Genomic DNA, 17,454 nt, shown 5'->3' on the forward strand with positions numbered 1-17,454 from the left:
TTTTACACCTATCACCTAATAAAATCGTTGCTCCATAACATCAACAATTTCCACTTTGAGAAATTTCTCCATGAAATACATTGCTTCATCTTTTGAAACGTAATGATGTTCACCAACTTTTCGGCGATCTTTTTTACGATATTTGATACGATGTCCCGGACGCTCAATTTTACATGAAACATTAAAACCAAAGATACCCAAATCAGGATCATATTTGATTCCAGGGACTTTAATATGTTCATCTACTCCAAAACTGAAGTTTCCTTTGTGATCAAATGCTTTTCTTAAGATTCGATTATCATAAATGACCAACACTTTCTGTAAGAATTCTTCAGCTTCTTTTTTCCGAAGAGTGACTCTTGCACCTATTGCTTGGTTTTTCCGAATAGCCCATTCTTTCACATTTTTCTTTGCTTTTGTAGTCGATGGTTTTTTATCAGTTAATTCGAATAATACTCGACGAGCTTTCTTAAGTTCTTGTGCTCCAGAACTTCCAATGCCAATATTAACCACGACTTTACTGATGAAAGGTTTTTGCATCGGATGTTTCCATTTTTGTTCAAATTCTTTTTGAGTCTGTGCCATTTGAATCTCATTCCTCCAATGGTAAATCGATTGCAGGCTTATCATTTCCAATAATAAAAACATAGTCATAAGATGTACTTAATTCACCATGTTCAGTAGAAATAATAGCCAAAGAAGCATTAACTCCGAACCGTTTTATTAATTCTTTAACTTGTCCAGAAACACCAATGTTCTTTCCTTGATAGATCATTGCTTGATTTCCTTTTTCAAGTGGAAAATAATCAAGAATCTTTTGATCTGGAAGGGATATTTTTAGAGTATCACCTGTTTTATAAGGAATGGATGGCTTTTCTTTTGGATTATCAATTAAAATACGAATATTTCGCCCATCATGAAGATTTAATTGTAAATGTCCACCACGTAAAGTTGTAATATTTAAAATTTTACATAATTTGAATTTAGCTTCTTCTTTGGTAATTTCGCTTAATATCAGTCCATGATTTCGTGACGGTAATACCCGATAAGCTTTGTTAATTTCATGTAATTCTACTACATCCATTAATCCAACAGGAAATCTAATATCATTTTGAGGTTTCCCATCGATGAACACTTGACCTTTATTTAAAATGAATTTTGTTTCTTTTATATTATTACTGGTTTTTAAAAGATCGCGAAATATATGACCTAAAGGCAAGCTAAAATTAAATGGATGTGGTCCGGGTCGTACTTTTAAGAAAAATTTCCCCGCTCTACGATTTTTACGCTGAATTTGTAAGTATCCAGGAGAAGCTAATCTTTTTAAATAACGTTTATTTCCTTTACTACCCATAGTTTATTTTCCTCCTTTACTGGATTTTCCTTTTTTTGGAGATGTTGAGGTAACAACCTCGAGTTTTTCTTTTCGATCAATCATTTTTTCGCGCCATGGATCCATTTTTTTCTCTCCAAATTTAGTTATAACTATTTTTGAAATGGGTACTGGAACGAAATAATTGGAACTATCCCGTTTTTGAAGTGTTGCTTCTTCTATTGTAACTTTACGGGCTTTTTTTAGTATGTCTAATACTTTTCCTTCAATACCTTCAAATTGTCCTGAAATAATCCGAACAGAATCGTTTTTTCTTACTGGTAATCGTTTTACACCATATTCTGCCTGTAAATTTTCATCAAGTCGAACAGTAAATAATTTACTCACTTGATGATTCTTTATCTTGCGCAGAGCATTTCTTTGTTTTGAAGGTTTTTTACTTTTTACTCTAACCATTTTTCTCTACCTACACTTATATGATAAGACTAGCAACATTACTAATTCGAGGCCATAAATCTGCAGATTCGCGTGCAATTGGGCCACTGATGGAACTTCCCTTTGGATCTCCATCATCAGTAACTAAAACCGCAGCATTATCTTCAAATTGAATTCTTGTTCCATCAATTCTATGAATAATTTGTTTTTGACGAACAATCACTGCTTTCATAACTTTTTTACGTAAATCAGGATTTCCTTTTTTGATACTTACTACAACCATATCCCCAACACAAGCGTTAGGGTATCTGTTTAATCGGGTTTTTCTGCCAATAACTGCAATAACTTTTCCAAGTTTTGCCCCACTGTTATCGGTAATTTTGACAATGGTTTCAGTGGAAATTCCACGTGTGATTTTCGTCCTAAAAACTGATGAAGTTTTTGGTCCAGATCTTCGTCCACCCATTTATTATTCCTCCTTAGTTATTCGTTCAATAACAACAAAATCCACCGTTTTTGCTAATTTCCGGCATTGTGCAATTCTCACCATATCTCCTTCTTGAACGTCAATACAGGGTGGAAGATGAGCTGCAATCTTAGATCGTCGTCGTTCATACCGCTGATATTTTGGTACATAGTAATTATAATCTCTTTGAATTACAATAGTACCATGCATTTTGGTAGATACCACAACACCAGATAAAATCCGACCACGAAGACTTAATTCACCGTGGAAGGGGCAATTGGGATCTTCACATATTCGAGTAGGCTCCTTAACATCAGGAATACCTATATTATGTGTTTCAGTCAATCTCATACTCTCCATTCTTTTAATGATATTTTTTATGTAATTTTTTTCGTATTAATTTAATGCGTTGCTCTGGTTTTCCAACAATTTTGATTCCATCAAATTCAAGTTGAATTTTTGAACCATCATCTTGAGGAAGCCAAACTCTAAATATATATTCTTTTTTAACAAAAATTTTGGTGGATTGATGCTGTTGGATAATAACAGTATTTTTTGTTTCATCAATACATTTGCCAATAAATTTGAATTCTTTCCAATTTGGATTTGTTTTGTGTTTTGCATCTAATTCCACACCAATTAAATCTAAATAAATAAACCATTCCGGATTATTTCTCATGTTTTTCATTGATTACTGTTAAAATTCTAGCAATTGATTTCTTTAGTTCACGAATCTTTGAAGGATCTTGCATCGTTCCACCCATTGCATTTGAACTACGTACTTTAAACAGTTCTTTTTGTAGGTCTTCAAGTTTTTTTTCTCTTTCGATGGAACTCATACTCCGAATATCTTTGATTTTTACTTTCATTTACTTCACCATTTATTTTTATTCATCAACATTAAGATCGTTAGATTCTTCTTCTAAGTCATCGAGTATGTTATTTTCATCAATAATTTCAGTATCATCTGCTGTGGTAATTGAGGCTTCATCAACATCACTTGTGTCTTCAAAGATTTCTTCTTCTTCTTCATCTTCTGGAAGTTCATCTTGATAAAAGGGATCTACTCCTTCATCAGGTTTCTTTTCTTCAACAGAACGATCAAAAATACCTTCTAATATCTCAACTTCATCAGGTAATTGATAAGATTCAGGCATAATTTTGACTCTAATTCCTAATACTCCAGATTTCAAAGTAAGATGACAGACACCTTTCGATACACCTTCATCAGCAGGAGTTCCACATTTAGAAATAACACCAGCTCGAAATACTTGTGAACGGGCTCTTTGAGAAGTAACTTTTCCACTTATGTGAACTTCAACACCTCTTGCACCTGCACGCATAATTCGTCGAATAATACTGTAGGTTGCTCGTCGATAGTTTTGTCCTTTTTGAATGGCATATGCAATACGTTCTGCTTGAATTTGAGCATTTAATTCAGGATTTTCAACAGTTTCAACATCAATAGTTGGAACATTAATATTGAACTTTTCTTTAACTGCATCAGTTAATTCTTTCACTTTTGCACCTCTTCGTCCAATAACAATTCCTGGACGAGAAGTTTTTATCGTGATTCGTGTTCCCATAGGTGTTTTTTGAAGAGAACATCCAGCATATCCAGAATTATCTAGTTCACTAGCAAGATATTCCTCAATCAAGGTATGTTGGAGTCCTCTATTAACAAAATGTTTTTTGACTGGCATAAGATTCACTTTATATTTCAGTTAAGACAATTTCTATGTGAGTTAAAACTCTAAAATAAGGAGTACTTCGACCGTGGGCGCGTTCAATATATTGCTTAACTTTTCTTCCCCTCATTACAGCAGAATGAGTTATTTTTAACCTTTCAGGATCTAATCCTTTATATTCTGCATTAGATTCAGCATTAATTAAAACTTCATAAACCATTCTGGCTGATTTTTCAGGAAAACGACCGGACGGAAATTTAAAATTTTTCAAACCATGACGATGTCCTACTTTCTTATTATATCGCTTAAAAGGAACTGCTTTTTTCAACAATATGACATCTTCTAAATAGTTTTTCGCGGTTTCTAATTTCATCCCTTTAATGACGTTACAGACTTCTCGTGTATTTTTAGGAGATACATCGAGTTCTCTACCAACCGCTGTTGCAGTCCTATCCGGATCTAAGCCTTGAACACTCATTTTCCAATTAGGCATAAATGATTCTTTCCTTTACAGTGTTTTTAATTATAGATTTTGACTAATAATATTAACCAAAATCGCGATTCCTAACTTACGATTATGATCAAAGTGAATATGGTGCCCAAATTCTACAAAATTGCGATTTGGGGCATATTCACGCCCGAGATTTTTCATTCCTCGGCGCCTGAATTTCGAAGCTGTGATTATTTCGATCATTAAGATCAAATGAAATCACAACTGGTTAGGATCAAAAAATATCGATCATTAAATAAATTTTCGATTCTACCGCTATGTAGAGCATTAGAAGGCAAAATCAACACATTTTAATATAATGATTCAGGAATTCTGTTATAAAAAATAGAAATTTAATAAAAGAAATAATTTATGGAAAAATAAAAGATAAAAGAATAAAAAACGAAATTCAAATGTATTTATCAATATCATATTGTAATATTAAATAAATATAATTTTGAATGGTGAACAAGAATGATAACAAAAAAAAAAAGTATGAAAAAAAAAAATCGATTCTATACAATTTTTATAATATTATTTTTAATGACCACTATCTTAACTGGAAAAGCATCAGGATTAAAAGTTAATAGTGGAGATGTTTTCTGGTGGGAAACAGGTGATAGCAAATCTGTAACAGGATATATTCGATTAACATACCAAGAAATAAGAAATGGAACTGTTTGGGTTGATTATTTGGGATATGATTTAGTTGGAGAATTAACTGCAAATATTACAAATAAATCTGCGGGATTCTTATGGGTAGACCCTGATATTTTTTCAGAATGGTCTCAACTCGGATATGAAAAAAAAAATATAACTCATTTAGATATCCAGTTTCAATGTATCATTAGAGAACGTATTTATGGAGAAGAAACAACTGAAGAATATTATGATTTAGAATCTGGCATTTTAGTCAAATCTGAAAGCAATCTAAAAAATTATAAAACTTTGATTTCCACTGAAGATATCAACTTAGAATCCTATATGAAAGAACAGAACAGAACAATAGGCTCATTACCATTAATTTGGATGATCGGTGTAACTTCTTGTACAATGGTATATATTCTTTTAGATCTGAAATTACGGAATAAGAGAAAAAAATAACTATAAATGATTTGAAGTGCGAATAAGTTTTTTTTCTATTTCTATTTTCAAAAAGCTAACTTATTTTATACAACTTTTATAACCAAAAAATTATTAATTTATCGCCTATTCATGAAGTTATACATAATTAATATCAATTTTTGTGATATCTCATGTCTGAACAACGACACAAGTTCCTTTATCGGGGCAAAAATTTGGATGAATTAAGACGAATGTCGATGAAACAATTCATGGAACTTCTACCCTCACGACAACGCCGCAGTTTAAAGCGAGGTATGCCCCGACGCCAAAAAAAATTCTTACGTAAATTAAAAAAAGCTAAAAAAGCAGCGAAAGATGGGAGAGATGTAGTAGTTCGCACCCATAACCGTGATATGATCATCTTTCCAGAATTTATTGGCTTAACCATTGCAGTCCATAATGGATTAGAATTTATTCCTGTAAAAATAACTCCAGAACACATTGGTCATTATTTAGGTGAATATTCACCTACAAATAAGAAAGTATCTCATGGAAATCCTGGAGTTGGTGCAACTAGAAGTTCTCAATTTGTACCTTTGAAATAAAAGATATCATATCTTTTTTCTTTTTTACTGAATTTTATTTTATATAGTATAATTACAAAAATAAAGGAATATTTCAAGAAAATTTCATTTTTATTATTTTTCAGTTATAGTTAATTATATTTTCATTATGATAAAAAGGGGATACTACTTAATTTCACCATCCCAATTCAATCATTGTGGGAATTATTATGATTGGAAATATTATAATACAAGATGCTATGAGTGCATATAATATTATTTTTCCAGTAGGCCAGCGATGGCGTTTGTACCATCTAACATCTAAGAAAAAAAACGCACCATAAAAAAGAATTAGTGCATATAAAATAGAAAAACATTGACCCAAAAAATCGATAGAAGCAGTTGACCCTAAAACAAATTGGCGCAATCCAGTAAAATATGCACGTGTCCCGAAGAAAAGCATAAGAGGGTGCAGTGTTAATCGTTCAATAATCATCCATGTTCGTTGTGATTTAGTTTCTAAAGGAATAGAAGAAACAGGAATTCCTGTTTTAAAGCGTTTATAGAATCGAAAATCCCATCGAAAGAAAGCAACCCATAATGCAGGCATGGAAGTAACTAAAATAATGTTGAAAGTCATATTTTGGAAATTGTAAATTAATGCAATTGAAAAGAAATAATTTGCAATACGGCTTAAGTATCTTCGACGGAAATCCAATTCTTTCTTCAATTTTACTTCATCTATCCATAAACGAAAAGCTAAGAAGGACAATCCAAAAATTGAATAAGCTGAAAGTGTGATCATTGAAATTCCTTAAATAGACAAAGATAGGAACTTAAAAAAATTTTTTCACTTGATTATTTGAATGCTAGAAAGAGTTGCAAATAGTTATATTTTATTCTCACCTTTTAATAAATTTCTAATTTCTTTCGAAATAGATATTTGATATAAGAAATTAATGAAAATTGTTGAATTATAATGATAAAATGGAATCTCGTTCCTGGTCGAGGAACAAAATTGGTGAAAAATAACACAAATACGAGTAAATTATATATAATTCCTCAAGATCAGCAAGCGTGGGATGAAATTCAATTGATTTATGTAATCTTAGATGATACTATTGCTCCACTAAATCATATGGGTATTCGATCTCACGAAGGGTATATGATCATGATACCGCCACAATCGCCATTTATGGTTATAAATCTTTCTCAAGGTATTGTTAGTGTTAAAATTAGGGATAATAAAAACAGTAGAATTGATGATGATTATAATAGTGAAGGTATTGGTGTTGAAATTTCACTTGTTGAAGAAGAAGGATTTGAGGTCATTTATGATCCTTATCTAATGGAGAATAAACCTCACAAACAATTAGATCCAAAGCATTTTATATCACAAGATTTGGTTCCTTCAGGATATATTGATATTTTAATTAAATGGTATTCAGTAAAATTCACATATCCTGATTATAATTTGATTTTTATTCGCCCCGGTTTAGGAATAAGTCTGCAAACTCATCAATTTAGAGAAGAACATTGGAAAATAAATAGGGGAAAGCCAATAATAATCACTGGTTCAAAAGTATATTATAATACTTCCCCTGGAGATGAATTTAATATACCATTTGGAGTTAAACATACAATTATTAACCCTTCTCAAAGTAACTGGGTTATTATAGAAGAAACATATAAAGGAACTTTTGATGAAGAAGATATAGTAAGATTATTTAATCCAAATAACTATTCTTCATAATGAATAGAGTAAAGAAGAATGAGTTCTCATAATAACATCAAAACTTCAGTAAAATGGCAGAAAACAATCTAGCTTCTTTTTAAAAATTGAATAAATTTACGCTTTTTTAATCTTTTTTTTTCTCTTAAAATCTTATATTGATGAGCCTCTTTACGAAGCTGCTTTAAATAGGTTTCTTTTGAGAATTTTTGTACTGCTTGTAACCTATCCAGATTTATTTGGTTTAGTGATTCTGCCTTAACGGTAGTCAAAGGATGCATCTTGTGCCACCCCATCCATATTATACTTATACAAACCAAGAGAATATTTAAAGTCGAGAGTACAACAATTCCTATTTTCCAATCCACCCATGGAGATAAAAAAAAGTCTGAAAAATAATTAGGATGTGAAGAAGTTTCATACCATAAATCAAGTGGAATTGAAATTAAGATCCACGGAATCATAATGATCCAAAATCCAAGTTGAATAATGCCCCATACCCTACCGTAGATATGTTTTCTCATTTTAATTCCGTAAAATCTTTCTAAGATCAAGAGATCATGTTAAAAAAATATAAAAAAATAATAAAGAACTTATCATTCAATTAAGATAATTGAAAAATTAAGTTTTTTTATGAACTATTCTTTATTTTCTTCAGTTTCAGATTCTGCATTTGCAGCTTCTTCAGCTTCTAATTCTTCTTCAAGTTCTTCAAGCGGAACTGGAGGTGGTGTAGTTATCATCGAATAACCAATCCAAGCGGCTAACAAACCGACTAAGAAGACCATAATTGTCAAAGGAATTACAACTGCCCATTGCCAGTTGAAAAATCCAATATTATATAATCCTTCCAAGCCTTTTAAGAGAGTTCCATTTGAATTTTGATAAATTAACGAAAGTGGTCCCCAAATGATATAAAATATCATTAAAACGAACCCAATAATGAGAATAACTAATCCAAATGCTTTATCTTTACCCATAATATGTCATCTCAATTTTTTTATTGTTTAAGGAAAATGACTAACTCCTTATGTTGCTTAAAATTAAAAACCAAATAAAAACCAATTGATTATTTGTGATCAAGCTAACGAATCCACATTAAAGGATCATAAGTGTGAATAAGTTCAAAATTTCTTGAAGTTAATTATGAAAAATCTGATCGTTGTAAGCTACTTCCACAACGCTCACATATAATGGATTTATTTTCTTCAAGAACTTCAATCAGCTCTGAGCTAATTGTAGATTGACAATAAGGACATAAAAAATCTTTATTAGGAGGATGATCAGTAATAATTCTTCGTCGAGCTCCATAAAATTGTTGATTTTGTTTTTGACCTGGTTTATCTTCAACAGTATATTCTTTTATTTTCTTTTTAACTTCTTGAACACTGTGTTTAATCATCTTTTTCAGTGATTTCCAATTGGATTTTGAAGAAGAGTCATTATTCATATCGGTCATTTTTCCACCTATATTGAAATAAAGGCGAGATTTCTACTTAAAGCTGTTGATTGAAGAATTTCAAATGGATTTCAAGAAAGTATTAATAATTTTCACTAATTATCAAGAATTTTATTCCATCTTTCCTTAATGATTAATAAATCATGAGAATAATCGAATAGTGTTCGATTCCAGCGAGATTGAATCAATGATAATAAAAATTCACAAATTTGGAGTTTTTGATGCTTAATGGGTGTAATAGGCATATTATTATCAAAATATGGTTTTGAATACTTACCAATTTTTGATTTAAATTCATAACCAAACAAGAAAAAAGATTTTTGAAGAGGTAGAAGATGATGAAGAAGAAATATGCCACGATCACCATCTGTAAATCCACCAGGATTAATTATAGGGTAACGTGCAGATGCTTGAGTAGTTCCAATAATTCGTGAATATTTCTTAAAAATTGAACTGTAAGAACTCAAATTTTGATAATTATCACCATGAGCTAATACAACCAATATAATATTTTGATCTAAAAGATTACACATTTGTTGAGGGGTTAAACCATCAAAATCAGAAATTACTAAATCAGGTATAATATCAAAAAGTGCAAGCGCATTTGCACTTCCATCCGCTGCTACGATATAAAAAGAGTCTCGATGATTAATCCATTGATCATGCATTTTTTGAATATGGTCATCAAGATTTGGACCAGCACCACAAAAGCAAATGATCCGGTTACGAGCAAAATTACCTATTTCACTAATTAACCCATCTATTCTCTTAGTCTTTAATTGATGTCTGAAAAAATCACGGACTTGAATTTCTAAATTAAAATCAAAACCTAAATGGTTGCATATTTCTCGAAAAATTGGGCGGAAAGGAATAAAGTCGACCCAATTAGGCAAGTTTCCCATAATTTTCAAATAAAAAAAAGCATTATATTGATATGAATATTCGTATTACAGAAGGAGAAAGCATAAATTGATATCCCAGAAAAGAAAGAAAATTGGTTTTATTTTAAATCCAATTGCAGGTTTAGGTGGAAAATTGGGTTTAAAAGGTTCAGATGGAGAAGAAGTTATTCAGAAGGCACAGTTACACCATGAACAAATTCAAACACCTCAACGAGCGAAAGAATTCTTGGAATACTTGAAATCAATAAAAGATGAAATCTATTTTCTAACAGTGGACGGAATTATGGGAGGAAATATAATTGAACAAACCGATTTTTCTTATGAATTAGTAAATGATGCTCAATTAAAATCAACTAAACTTTATCATACATCAGCCATTCATACACAAATTGCTGCTCGACATTTTAAAGATCTTCAAGTAGATCTTTTGGTTTTTATTGGAGGAGATGGCACAGCTCGAGATGTATGTGAAATAATTGGGATGGATATTCCTTGCTTAGGAATTCCAGGTGGAGTAAAAATTCATTCTTCTGTTTTTGCAATTAAGCCAGAAATGGCTGCAAAATTAGTGATAAAATATCTTCATAATCAAATTCCTTTACGAGAAGCGGAAGTTCTTGATATAGATGAAGAAGAATTTCGGAATAATCGTGTTGTATCAAAATTATATGGATATCTTCGTGTTCCCTATGAACCAACACTTTCTCAACCTTCTAAAATGGCGAGCCCTCACACAGAAGAAGAATTTGCAAATCAAGATAGAATAGCAGAATGGATTATCATGGAATGGGAAAATTCATATTCTGATTGGTACTATTTACTCGGTCCTGGAACAACTGTTCGTGCTATTTCGAAAATTTTAGGCGAACCGAAAACCCTCTTGGGAGTTGATCTCTTTTATCATAAAAAACTTATTGCATCTGATTTAAATGAAGAAGATTTACTTGCTCAAATAAAGGATCGCCCAGTAAAATTGATCGTAACACCCATTGGTGCCCAAGGTTTTGTTTTTGGACGGGGAAATCTGCAATTGAGTGCCAAAGTCCTTGAATCAATAGGATTAAAAAACATACAGATAATTGCCACGAAATTTAAAATTTCGACACTTCCTCAAGGAAAGCTACGGATTGATTCTCGAAATCCTGAGTTTGATAAAAAATTTCAGGGATTACATCGAGTATTAGTAGATTTTGGAGAATACAATATAATTAGAGTTGAATAATTCTTCTTTGTATTTATAAAAGAGAAAATATCGAATAATTCTCCTACCAATTATGGACATTAATAATATTAAAATTGTGAGAGAAAAAATAAACAATAAATAAGGAAAAAGAGAAGATTTTTTTACTTATTTAACTGTCCTGATTTCACAGCGATCATATATTGTAACATTGCAAAACTAAAAACAATACAAACAATTCCAATTATTAATAATTTTAATGAATAACTGTAGTTATAAGCATGCTTTGTAGAATTGTATAAAATCAAAAAGCCCGTGCCCCCAATGAACATCAAAACAGCTGCCACAACAGATTCTATAATGAATGCTTCACTTGTTGAAGGATAAAGCCACATTACACTTTTATCACCGCTTGATCCTAATGGGATTGGATTACGGATAGATATATAGATACCACCCATCATTAACCAGAATAGAGCGAGATATATTGTTAATAAAATGAAGCTTCTTCCAGGAGTAGGCAAATTCATTTTTGAATCTTGATACACGGGATAATTAACTTTAGGGATACGAATTTTGGGTCCGAGTATCCATGGAAGTTTTTTCCCAACTTGAATTTGAAGATTATCGCTCATCACTTCTTAAAAAACTAAAAATAAAATTTAAGCCTTTTTGATCAAATGATTTTTTTTGCTTAACCATAAAAATTTTGCACACCTTGAGGAGTAATTATAAATTTCTCAATTGTTTCTTGATGGATCTCACTGTTTACAATATGGGCATATCTGAGTCCTTTAATGGAAGAGAGTTCAATTTCTTCTTCATTTACTCCCAATAATATCCAATTCTTTACAAACCGATTTAAAGTAGTGGCTAAGACTGGAGTAATATCGAAAAAATAACTCTCTTCAAAACGACTGGTAACTTGAGAAGTTAAACAAACTATAAGATTGAAATTGTCTGCCCACTTTTGAATCTGTTTAAGATTTTGAGCCAAATTAGAGATGACAAAGGCAGTTCTACTTGGATCTTTTGCCATTTCTAAGCGATAGACCCGAGTGAGGGAATCTATAATAAGTAATTTTATTGAATGTAATTCTAATATTTCTTGAATTTTTTTTAACATTAAGTTGAAAGTAACATAGTTTTGAGCTTTAACTGAAATAATTTTATTTAAAATTTGATTTCCATCAAGATCTTGAGCTTTTGCAATTTCTTTAATTCTTCCTGGTCGAAAAGTTCCTTCTGTATCAATAAAAATCGTGGTTTTATCTTGTATCTCTTGATTATAAGATGATTTTTTAAATTTCTTGTAAAGTTCTACTGGGAGTTGATGACAAATTTGTGATTTACCCGATCTAGCTTTACCATAAAGCATTAAAATATTTTTTGAAATGATTCCTTTTGTAGAATTATTATTTAAATAAAAAAAACGATCTAAAAACAATATATTAGTTGGTAAAACCCAAATATCTTGAAGAAATGAATTAAATTCAGAGATTCGCTTAAATATGCTTTTAGTTTTCTGTCTCAACTTTAATTGAATACTTGAAAAGTTCGCAATTGAAGGATATAATCTGGAAATACGAGAGATTTCTGAAGGAGAAAGAATTTCCAATACATCTGACGAAAGCAATAGTTGAAGATCTTCCGCGTTTAATTTCACAAGCTATTGTTTTATTGTGTAATAATAAATTTTTTTAGTTTTGGAAGATTTATTTAAAAATAGAATGGTGGCGAAAAAGAAAACTACAAAAGCTTCGAAAAAAAAATCTACAAGCGTTTCGAAAAAAAAAAATACAAGCGTTTCGAAAAAAAAAAACAAAAAAACTACAGAAAAGAAAAAACCAAGTAAAAAGAAATCTACAAAAAAAAAGAGCACAACTTCAAAAAGTAAAAAATCGCCTCCGACTTCTAAAACTCAATCTCATAAAGTTGCCAAATCAGTTGAAAGCACTTCACAATCAAATGATAGAGAAAAGACTAAACCAATATCTACGAAACGGAAAAATTACTTTGCTGTTGACAAACAAATATTGTTATCTTTAACTAATGCACCAAATAATTCACTTGTCGTAGATGAATTGATAGAAAGATTCAATTTGAGCAGAGATGAAATAGATAAATCAATAAAACGGTTAGAGAATAAAGATCCTCCAAAAATACGGACAAATTTGGTTATGTATCAATCTAGATGGGTAAAACAAATAACAAAAATTGATGATTTTGGTATAAACGTTAAGAAACAGAATAAATCAAAAAAATTAGTATGGGAAACAATTAACGACTTACCTTGTTTTATTTGCCCTTTCAGTAAAAAATGCAATGAAGGTCAAAAACAATATAATCCTAAAAAATGCCCATATTTAACAGATTGGATAGTTTCATCAATAAATAATGAACAATATTTAGGAAATCCTTTTCATCAAGAATATGATTCTAAAAAAGGCAAAAATGAAACAACACCATAATTTTCATATTGTAGAATACTCAAGTAAATCTATCACTATTATAATTTCAGTATTTAGTTCTTTTTCATTTTTGTTTATTTTCCTTTATAGCCCTTTCCAATTAAATATAATTCTCTACTTTTAGGTCTGGAAGCAGCAGGTTTCATACGTTTAAACAAATGAAAATATGGAGCCCATTCTTTGAAAATTATATTTGTTTTTTCGCTTTGAAATACTTTTACAACTAAATTTCCCCCAATTTTTAAATAACGCGAAAAAAATAAAACTTTTTGAACCATTGCTTCTTGAATTGCTATATCCCGAAAATCTCCAGCAGTTTTTGGTGCTAAATCAGAAAGAATAACATCCCAAGGTGCCAATTGTTTTAGTAAATCTTCACATTCTTCCTTGAAAACATCCAATCTTACAGTAATTATATTTTTATTTTCACTAAAAGGGCGAATTGAAGTAAGATCAACCCCTACAACTTTAAATTTATTCGAAAATGAAGTCCCAAATCGTGAAATATACTGATCTTTTATGTATTCCAACCATGCACCTGGTGCAGCACCTAAATCAATTATTTTTTTTGGAAATCGTCCATTAATTGAAAGAATGTGATATTTAGCATCAATTTCTTTCAATTTATAATATGATCTTGCCCTATGATGTTCTGCTTTACTTTTTTTATAGTAGGGATCAGATTTTTGTTTAGTTAACCATGGATTTTTTCTATTTCCCATCCATTATCACAAAATAACAAAATTGCACATCGTTTAAAATAACGATTAATTGATATTAGTATAATGGGCAGTAACAAACGATTAGATTCTAATTTATCTATAACTGAAGAAGGTGGAATTCGATTTTATTCTTATCCTTCTGAGGAATATTCAAATGGTGGAAAAGCTTTGTTGAAATCTATGCCCGTTTTTTATAATCCCGTTCAAGAGATTAACCGATCAATTACCTTAATTGCTTATCGTGTATTCCAAACTTTATGGAAAGTAAAGAATGAAGAAAAAACATTAAAAATTTTGGATACAATGGCAGCTTCAGGAATTCGATCATTAAGATTGGCAAATTACTTAGAAAAACCGTTAAGTATTACCGCTAATGACATAAATCCTTTAGCAATTGGAATTATTAAAAAAAACATTGAACTTAACAATCTCCCTACAAAAATTCAAATTGAAAATCAAGACTGCATTCCATTAATGACACATTATTCATCTAAAAGGGAATTTTTTAGCATCATTGATATCGATCCATTTGGGACGCCCAATATTTTCATTCAATCGGCTATTCGCGCTCTTGAAAAAAGAGGATTATTAGGTATAACGGCAACTGATACTCCAGTACTTTTTGGTGTTCGACCAGATGCTTGTTTAAGAAAATACAATGTAAGTTCACTACGATCTACATTTTCAAAAGAAGTAGGTCTGCGAATTCTTCTTTATTATATTGCAAAAAACACACATCCTTGGATGAAAGCAATAAAACCCTTATTATCCCTTAGTTTTGATCATTACATCCGTGTCTTTGTGCAAATTGAAAAGGGAAAAAAAGCAGTTCAATCGAATTTGAAAAATATCGGATATATTGTTTGGTGTTCTAATTGTGATTGGCGGAATAAGTTTAGTCTTAATATTTTAGAAATCCCTAAAAAATGTCCTAATTGTGGATGTTCTTTAAAATTTGGAGGCCCATTATGGATTGGTGATCTTCATGATGATTCTTTTGTTTTATATTGTATCAATCAAGTAGAAGCAAATTCAAAGGATGTTATTCCTTCAAAATCCAGAATCGAACGAACATTAAAAATTGTAAGAGAAGAAAACCAATTTCCTTTAGGATATTATGATATCCATAAAATATGTGATAATCTTCAAGTTTCTGTTCCAAGCATGAAGACAATTGAAGAAAAAATTATTAGTAAAGGTTTTCAATTCTCACGAACACATATTGAACCACATGCAATTAAATCAGATATAAGTATTCATGGATTAGAAGCTATACTAAAAGAAATTCACTTAAAGCATATAGAAAACTAATTTTTTTATTAGAAAATTTAAGTGCGAATAAGATTTCTACATTTAGAATTATTGAAAACCAGTGAAATTTATTTTCCATTTCCAAGATTTAAGCAACGGAAAATTGGGATGATTTTTCTTAATTTCAAAATTAATTACCTGCAGTAAAGGTACGCGAGTCATTTTAATTTCAAAATCTATCCAAAAATCAAGAATTTTTCCTCCATGCGGAACTGCTATGGTTTTTTGCTGATCTGGGGTTTCCTTAATAGTGAAGGTATTCAACAAAATAATGGGTATCTGATAAGTTTCTACTATTTTTTTTAAAGTGCTCAGGATAAGGAGCATTTTATAATTTAGATTTTCATTTGTTTGATCTTTTCGCATTTCAACCAAATAACTGCTGGTAATTTCATCAATAATAATCAATTTCACATTATTTTTATCAAATAACCGAATATATTGTTGGATCTGGAGCATCCAGCGTGTAATACAATCATATTGGGATTTAACTGTAGTATAATGGAAATAATAAAATTGTAAATCCTTAATTTTATTGTTTTTATTGGTTCCATCCATTATCTTTGTTGTTTCTGTTCTATTCTTTGTTTTTTCAATTTCAATTTCATTTAATACTGTAGAGTTAATATCGATTCCAAATAATCTGGAAATCAGTTTTAAATTAAGAGTTTCTTTCGTATTAAGATAAAGAACTTTTGCTTCCTGGTGATTCATTATGAATTTTGCAATTTGCAATGAAATTGTGGTTTTTCCAACTCCAGAATCGCCCCAAAACATGTATATTAAAGGATTATTTAATATAATGGAGCACAAATCGTATACAGTTGTGTTTTTGATATTTTGAGTTGATACCATTTTTTATTTCATCGCATTTATTACATTATATTAGCAATAAAAAATATGTTAAAGTTATTGTTATTGTTATTGTTTTATTGATTCAGGGTGATAATTTGGTTGATATATGTGTATATATGCATGATGCAAAATTATTTTATTTAATTACACATAAATTTAGAAATGAAGAAATTCCATTTATTGCTCTTGATAATCTTTCAAAAATTCATCGATCCTTACGTGTTTTAATTACTACAAAAGAGGAACTGAAAGAAACTTCAGCAATTATAAGATCTTCAATTCACATTTTAGAAGTATCACAAGAAGATTCACCTGATCAAATTCTGTTAAAAGCACTTCAATATTCAAAAAATTTAATATCATTTCACACTTTAACAATTGGGATCGACCCAGGTCGCCGAATGACAGGTATTGCAGTATTTTTTGATGGTGTATTCGTTTATAGTCGTGAAATATCAAATCTTGCTGAATTACGACAATATATCATTACTTCATTCCAAACTTTTCCTACTAAAAGGAAAATTATCAAAATTGGAGATGGAGTAATTGAATTAACAGATGAATATATCAATCATTTAATAAAAGGTGAAAAAATCAAAAATCAATCCGATATTTTTATTGTAAATGAAACTTCAACTTCAAAAAGACCTTATAATGGAATAAATAAAGTATCATCAAAACATGAAAAAGCGGCGATGTTTATAGGCAGACGAACAGGACATTTATTCTCTTCAAAGAAAAATAAAAGAAAAAGCAGATTAACCGATTAGTGCGAATTAATT

At 30.4% G+C, this 17,454-nt stretch carries 26 protein-coding genes; 7 read left to right on the forward strand and 19 right to left on the reverse strand.

The window, feature by feature from the left end; all coding sequences use genetic code 11:
* Window positions 1-15: 15 nt before the first annotated feature.
* Genes ACXLDF_RS08565 through ACXLDF_RS08610 form a run of 10 tightly spaced genes read right to left on the reverse strand, consistent with a single transcriptional unit; the run spans window position 16 to window position 4,616 of the window.
* A complete protein-coding gene (locus tag ACXLDF_RS08565; protein WP_457558094.1) occupies window positions 16-585 on the reverse strand; it encodes a 50S ribosomal protein L5 in 570 nt (189 codons plus the stop codon).
* Window positions 586-592: 7 nt separating this feature from the next.
* Entirely contained in the window at window positions 593-1,354 is a 762-nt protein-coding gene (locus ACXLDF_RS08570; RefSeq protein ID WP_457558095.1) for a 30S ribosomal protein S4e, read from the reverse strand.
* A 3-nt stretch (window positions 1,355-1,357) separates the two neighbouring features.
* Complete coding sequence (rplX, locus tag ACXLDF_RS08575) at window positions 1,358-1,789, reverse strand: 50S ribosomal protein L24 (RefSeq protein ID WP_457558096.1); 432 nt, start codon at window positions 1,787-1,789, stop codon at window positions 1,358-1,360.
* A 16-nt stretch (window positions 1,790-1,805) separates the two neighbouring features.
* A complete protein-coding gene (locus tag ACXLDF_RS08580) occupies window positions 1,806-2,234 on the reverse strand; it encodes a 50S ribosomal protein L14 (RefSeq protein ID WP_457558097.1) in 429 nt (142 codons plus the stop codon).
* 3 nt (window positions 2,235-2,237) lie between these two features.
* Window positions 2,238-2,579, reverse strand: coding sequence for a 30S ribosomal protein S17 (locus ACXLDF_RS08585; protein ID WP_457558098.1), 342 nt, complete (start codon window positions 2,577-2,579; stop codon window positions 2,238-2,240).
* Between the two features lie 19 nt (window positions 2,580-2,598).
* Window positions 2,599-2,913 (reverse strand): ribonuclease P protein subunit, encoded by a 315-nt coding sequence (locus ACXLDF_RS08590; RefSeq protein WP_457558099.1) that lies wholly within the window; start codon window positions 2,911-2,913, stop codon window positions 2,599-2,601.
* Window positions 2,903-3,103 carry a 50S ribosomal protein L29 gene (gene rpmC / locus ACXLDF_RS08595; RefSeq protein ID WP_457558100.1) on the reverse strand — a complete coding sequence of 67 codons (201 nt, stop codon included), beginning with the start codon at window positions 3,101-3,103 and terminating at the stop codon, window positions 2,903-2,905. The genes ACXLDF_RS08590 and rpmC overlap by 11 nt, the downstream gene beginning before the upstream one ends.
* A gap of 18 nt (window positions 3,104-3,121) precedes the next feature.
* Window positions 3,122-3,937 carry a 30S ribosomal protein S3 gene (locus ACXLDF_RS08600; protein ID WP_457558101.1) on the reverse strand — a complete coding sequence of 272 codons (816 nt, stop codon included), beginning with the start codon at window positions 3,935-3,937 and terminating at the stop codon, window positions 3,122-3,124.
* Window positions 3,938-3,947: 10 nt separating this feature from the next.
* Window positions 3,948-4,415 (reverse strand): 50S ribosomal protein L22, encoded by a 468-nt coding sequence (gene rplV / locus ACXLDF_RS08605; RefSeq protein ID WP_457558102.1) that lies wholly within the window; start codon window positions 4,413-4,415, stop codon window positions 3,948-3,950.
* Window positions 4,416-4,445: 30 nt separating this feature from the next.
* Window positions 4,446-4,616: a hypothetical protein gene (locus ACXLDF_RS08610; protein WP_457558103.1), complete on the reverse strand. Its 171-nt coding sequence runs from the start codon at window positions 4,614-4,616 to the stop codon at window positions 4,446-4,448.
* 270 nt (window positions 4,617-4,886) lie between these two features.
* Here ACXLDF_RS08610 and ACXLDF_RS08615 point away from each other — a divergent pair, with 270 nt between their 5' ends.
* Both ACXLDF_RS08615 and ACXLDF_RS08620 read left to right on the forward strand, forming a co-directional pair.
* On the forward strand, window positions 4,887-5,516 hold the full coding sequence (locus tag ACXLDF_RS08615; RefSeq protein WP_457558104.1) for a hypothetical protein: 630 nt from the start codon (window positions 4,887-4,889) through the stop codon (window positions 5,514-5,516).
* A 152-nt stretch (window positions 5,517-5,668) separates the two neighbouring features.
* Entirely contained in the window at window positions 5,669-6,082 is a 414-nt protein-coding gene (locus ACXLDF_RS08620; protein WP_457558105.1) for a 30S ribosomal protein S19, read from the forward strand.
* Window positions 6,083-6,236: 154 nt separating this feature from the next.
* On the opposite strand, the gene ACXLDF_RS08625 is transcribed toward ACXLDF_RS08620, so the two are convergent.
* Entirely contained in the window at window positions 6,237-6,845 is a 609-nt protein-coding gene (locus ACXLDF_RS08625; RefSeq protein WP_457558106.1) for a hypothetical protein, read from the reverse strand.
* 174 nt (window positions 6,846-7,019) lie between these two features.
* Here ACXLDF_RS08625 and ACXLDF_RS08630 point away from each other — a divergent pair, with 174 nt between their 5' ends.
* Window positions 7,020-7,793 (forward strand): cupin domain-containing protein, encoded by a 774-nt coding sequence (locus tag ACXLDF_RS08630; RefSeq protein WP_457558107.1) that lies wholly within the window; start codon window positions 7,020-7,022, stop codon window positions 7,791-7,793.
* Between the two features lie 68 nt (window positions 7,794-7,861).
* Here ACXLDF_RS08630 and ACXLDF_RS08635 read toward each other — a convergent pair whose 3' ends face one another.
* From ACXLDF_RS08635 to ACXLDF_RS08650, 4 genes are all read right to left on the reverse strand, one after another.
* Window positions 7,862-8,296 carry a hypothetical protein gene (locus ACXLDF_RS08635; protein WP_457558108.1) on the reverse strand — a complete coding sequence of 145 codons (435 nt, stop codon included), beginning with the start codon at window positions 8,294-8,296 and terminating at the stop codon, window positions 7,862-7,864.
* Between the two features lie 114 nt (window positions 8,297-8,410).
* Window positions 8,411-8,752, reverse strand: a complete 342-nt coding sequence (locus ACXLDF_RS08640; protein WP_457558109.1) for a hypothetical protein — start codon at window positions 8,750-8,752, stop codon at window positions 8,411-8,413.
* Window positions 8,753-8,916: 164 nt separating this feature from the next.
* Entirely contained in the window at window positions 8,917-9,231 is a 315-nt protein-coding gene (locus tag ACXLDF_RS08645) for a hypothetical protein (RefSeq protein WP_457558110.1), read from the reverse strand.
* A gap of 95 nt (window positions 9,232-9,326) precedes the next feature.
* Entirely contained in the window at window positions 9,327-10,133 is an 807-nt protein-coding gene (locus tag ACXLDF_RS08650; RefSeq protein WP_457558111.1) for a 6-hydroxymethylpterin diphosphokinase MptE-like protein, read from the reverse strand.
* A gap of 67 nt (window positions 10,134-10,200) precedes the next feature.
* Here ACXLDF_RS08650 and ACXLDF_RS08655 point away from each other — a divergent pair, with 67 nt between their 5' ends.
* On the forward strand, window positions 10,201-11,355 hold the full coding sequence (locus ACXLDF_RS08655; protein WP_457558112.1) for an ATP-NAD kinase family protein: 1,155 nt from the start codon (window positions 10,201-10,203) through the stop codon (window positions 11,353-11,355).
* Window positions 11,356-11,477: 122 nt separating this feature from the next.
* Here ACXLDF_RS08655 and ACXLDF_RS08660 read toward each other — a convergent pair whose 3' ends face one another.
* Together ACXLDF_RS08660 and ACXLDF_RS08665 are read right to left on the reverse strand one after the other, a co-directional pair.
* Window positions 11,478-11,948, reverse strand: coding sequence for a hypothetical protein (locus tag ACXLDF_RS08660; protein WP_457558113.1), 471 nt, complete (start codon window positions 11,946-11,948; stop codon window positions 11,478-11,480).
* Window positions 11,949-12,007: 59 nt separating this feature from the next.
* Window positions 12,008-12,979 (reverse strand): P-loop NTPase family protein, encoded by a 972-nt coding sequence (locus tag ACXLDF_RS08665; RefSeq protein WP_457558114.1) that lies wholly within the window; start codon window positions 12,977-12,979, stop codon window positions 12,008-12,010.
* A gap of 64 nt (window positions 12,980-13,043) precedes the next feature.
* Between ACXLDF_RS08665 and ACXLDF_RS08670 the strand changes: the two genes are divergently transcribed.
* Window positions 13,044-13,784, forward strand: coding sequence for a hypothetical protein (locus tag ACXLDF_RS08670; RefSeq protein WP_457558115.1), 741 nt, complete (start codon window positions 13,044-13,046; stop codon window positions 13,782-13,784).
* A 74-nt stretch (window positions 13,785-13,858) separates the two neighbouring features.
* Here the strand turns inward: ACXLDF_RS08670 and ACXLDF_RS08675 are convergent, their stop codons facing one another.
* On the reverse strand, window positions 13,859-14,506 hold the full coding sequence (locus tag ACXLDF_RS08675) for an SAM-dependent methyltransferase (protein WP_457558116.1): 648 nt from the start codon (window positions 14,504-14,506) through the stop codon (window positions 13,859-13,861).
* A 63-nt stretch (window positions 14,507-14,569) separates the two neighbouring features.
* On the opposite strand from ACXLDF_RS08675, the gene ACXLDF_RS08680 reads away from it, so the two are divergent.
* Window positions 14,570-15,817, forward strand: a complete 1,248-nt coding sequence (locus ACXLDF_RS08680) for a tRNA (guanine(10)-N(2))-dimethyltransferase (protein ID WP_457558117.1) — start codon at window positions 14,570-14,572, stop codon at window positions 15,815-15,817.
* Between the two features lie 48 nt (window positions 15,818-15,865).
* Here the strand turns inward: ACXLDF_RS08680 and ACXLDF_RS08685 are convergent, their stop codons facing one another.
* A complete protein-coding gene (locus ACXLDF_RS08685; protein ID WP_457558118.1) occupies window positions 15,866-16,672 on the reverse strand; it encodes a DEAD/DEAH box helicase family protein in 807 nt (268 codons plus the stop codon).
* A gap of 95 nt (window positions 16,673-16,767) precedes the next feature.
* Between ACXLDF_RS08685 and ACXLDF_RS08690 the strand changes: the two genes are divergently transcribed.
* Window positions 16,768-17,442 carry a hypothetical protein gene (locus ACXLDF_RS08690; protein WP_457558119.1) on the forward strand — a complete coding sequence of 225 codons (675 nt, stop codon included), beginning with the start codon at window positions 16,768-16,770 and terminating at the stop codon, window positions 17,440-17,442.
* The last annotated feature ends 12 nt before the right edge of the window (window positions 17,443-17,454 follow it).

Source organism: Candidatus Harpocratesius sp., assembly GCF_054039255.1.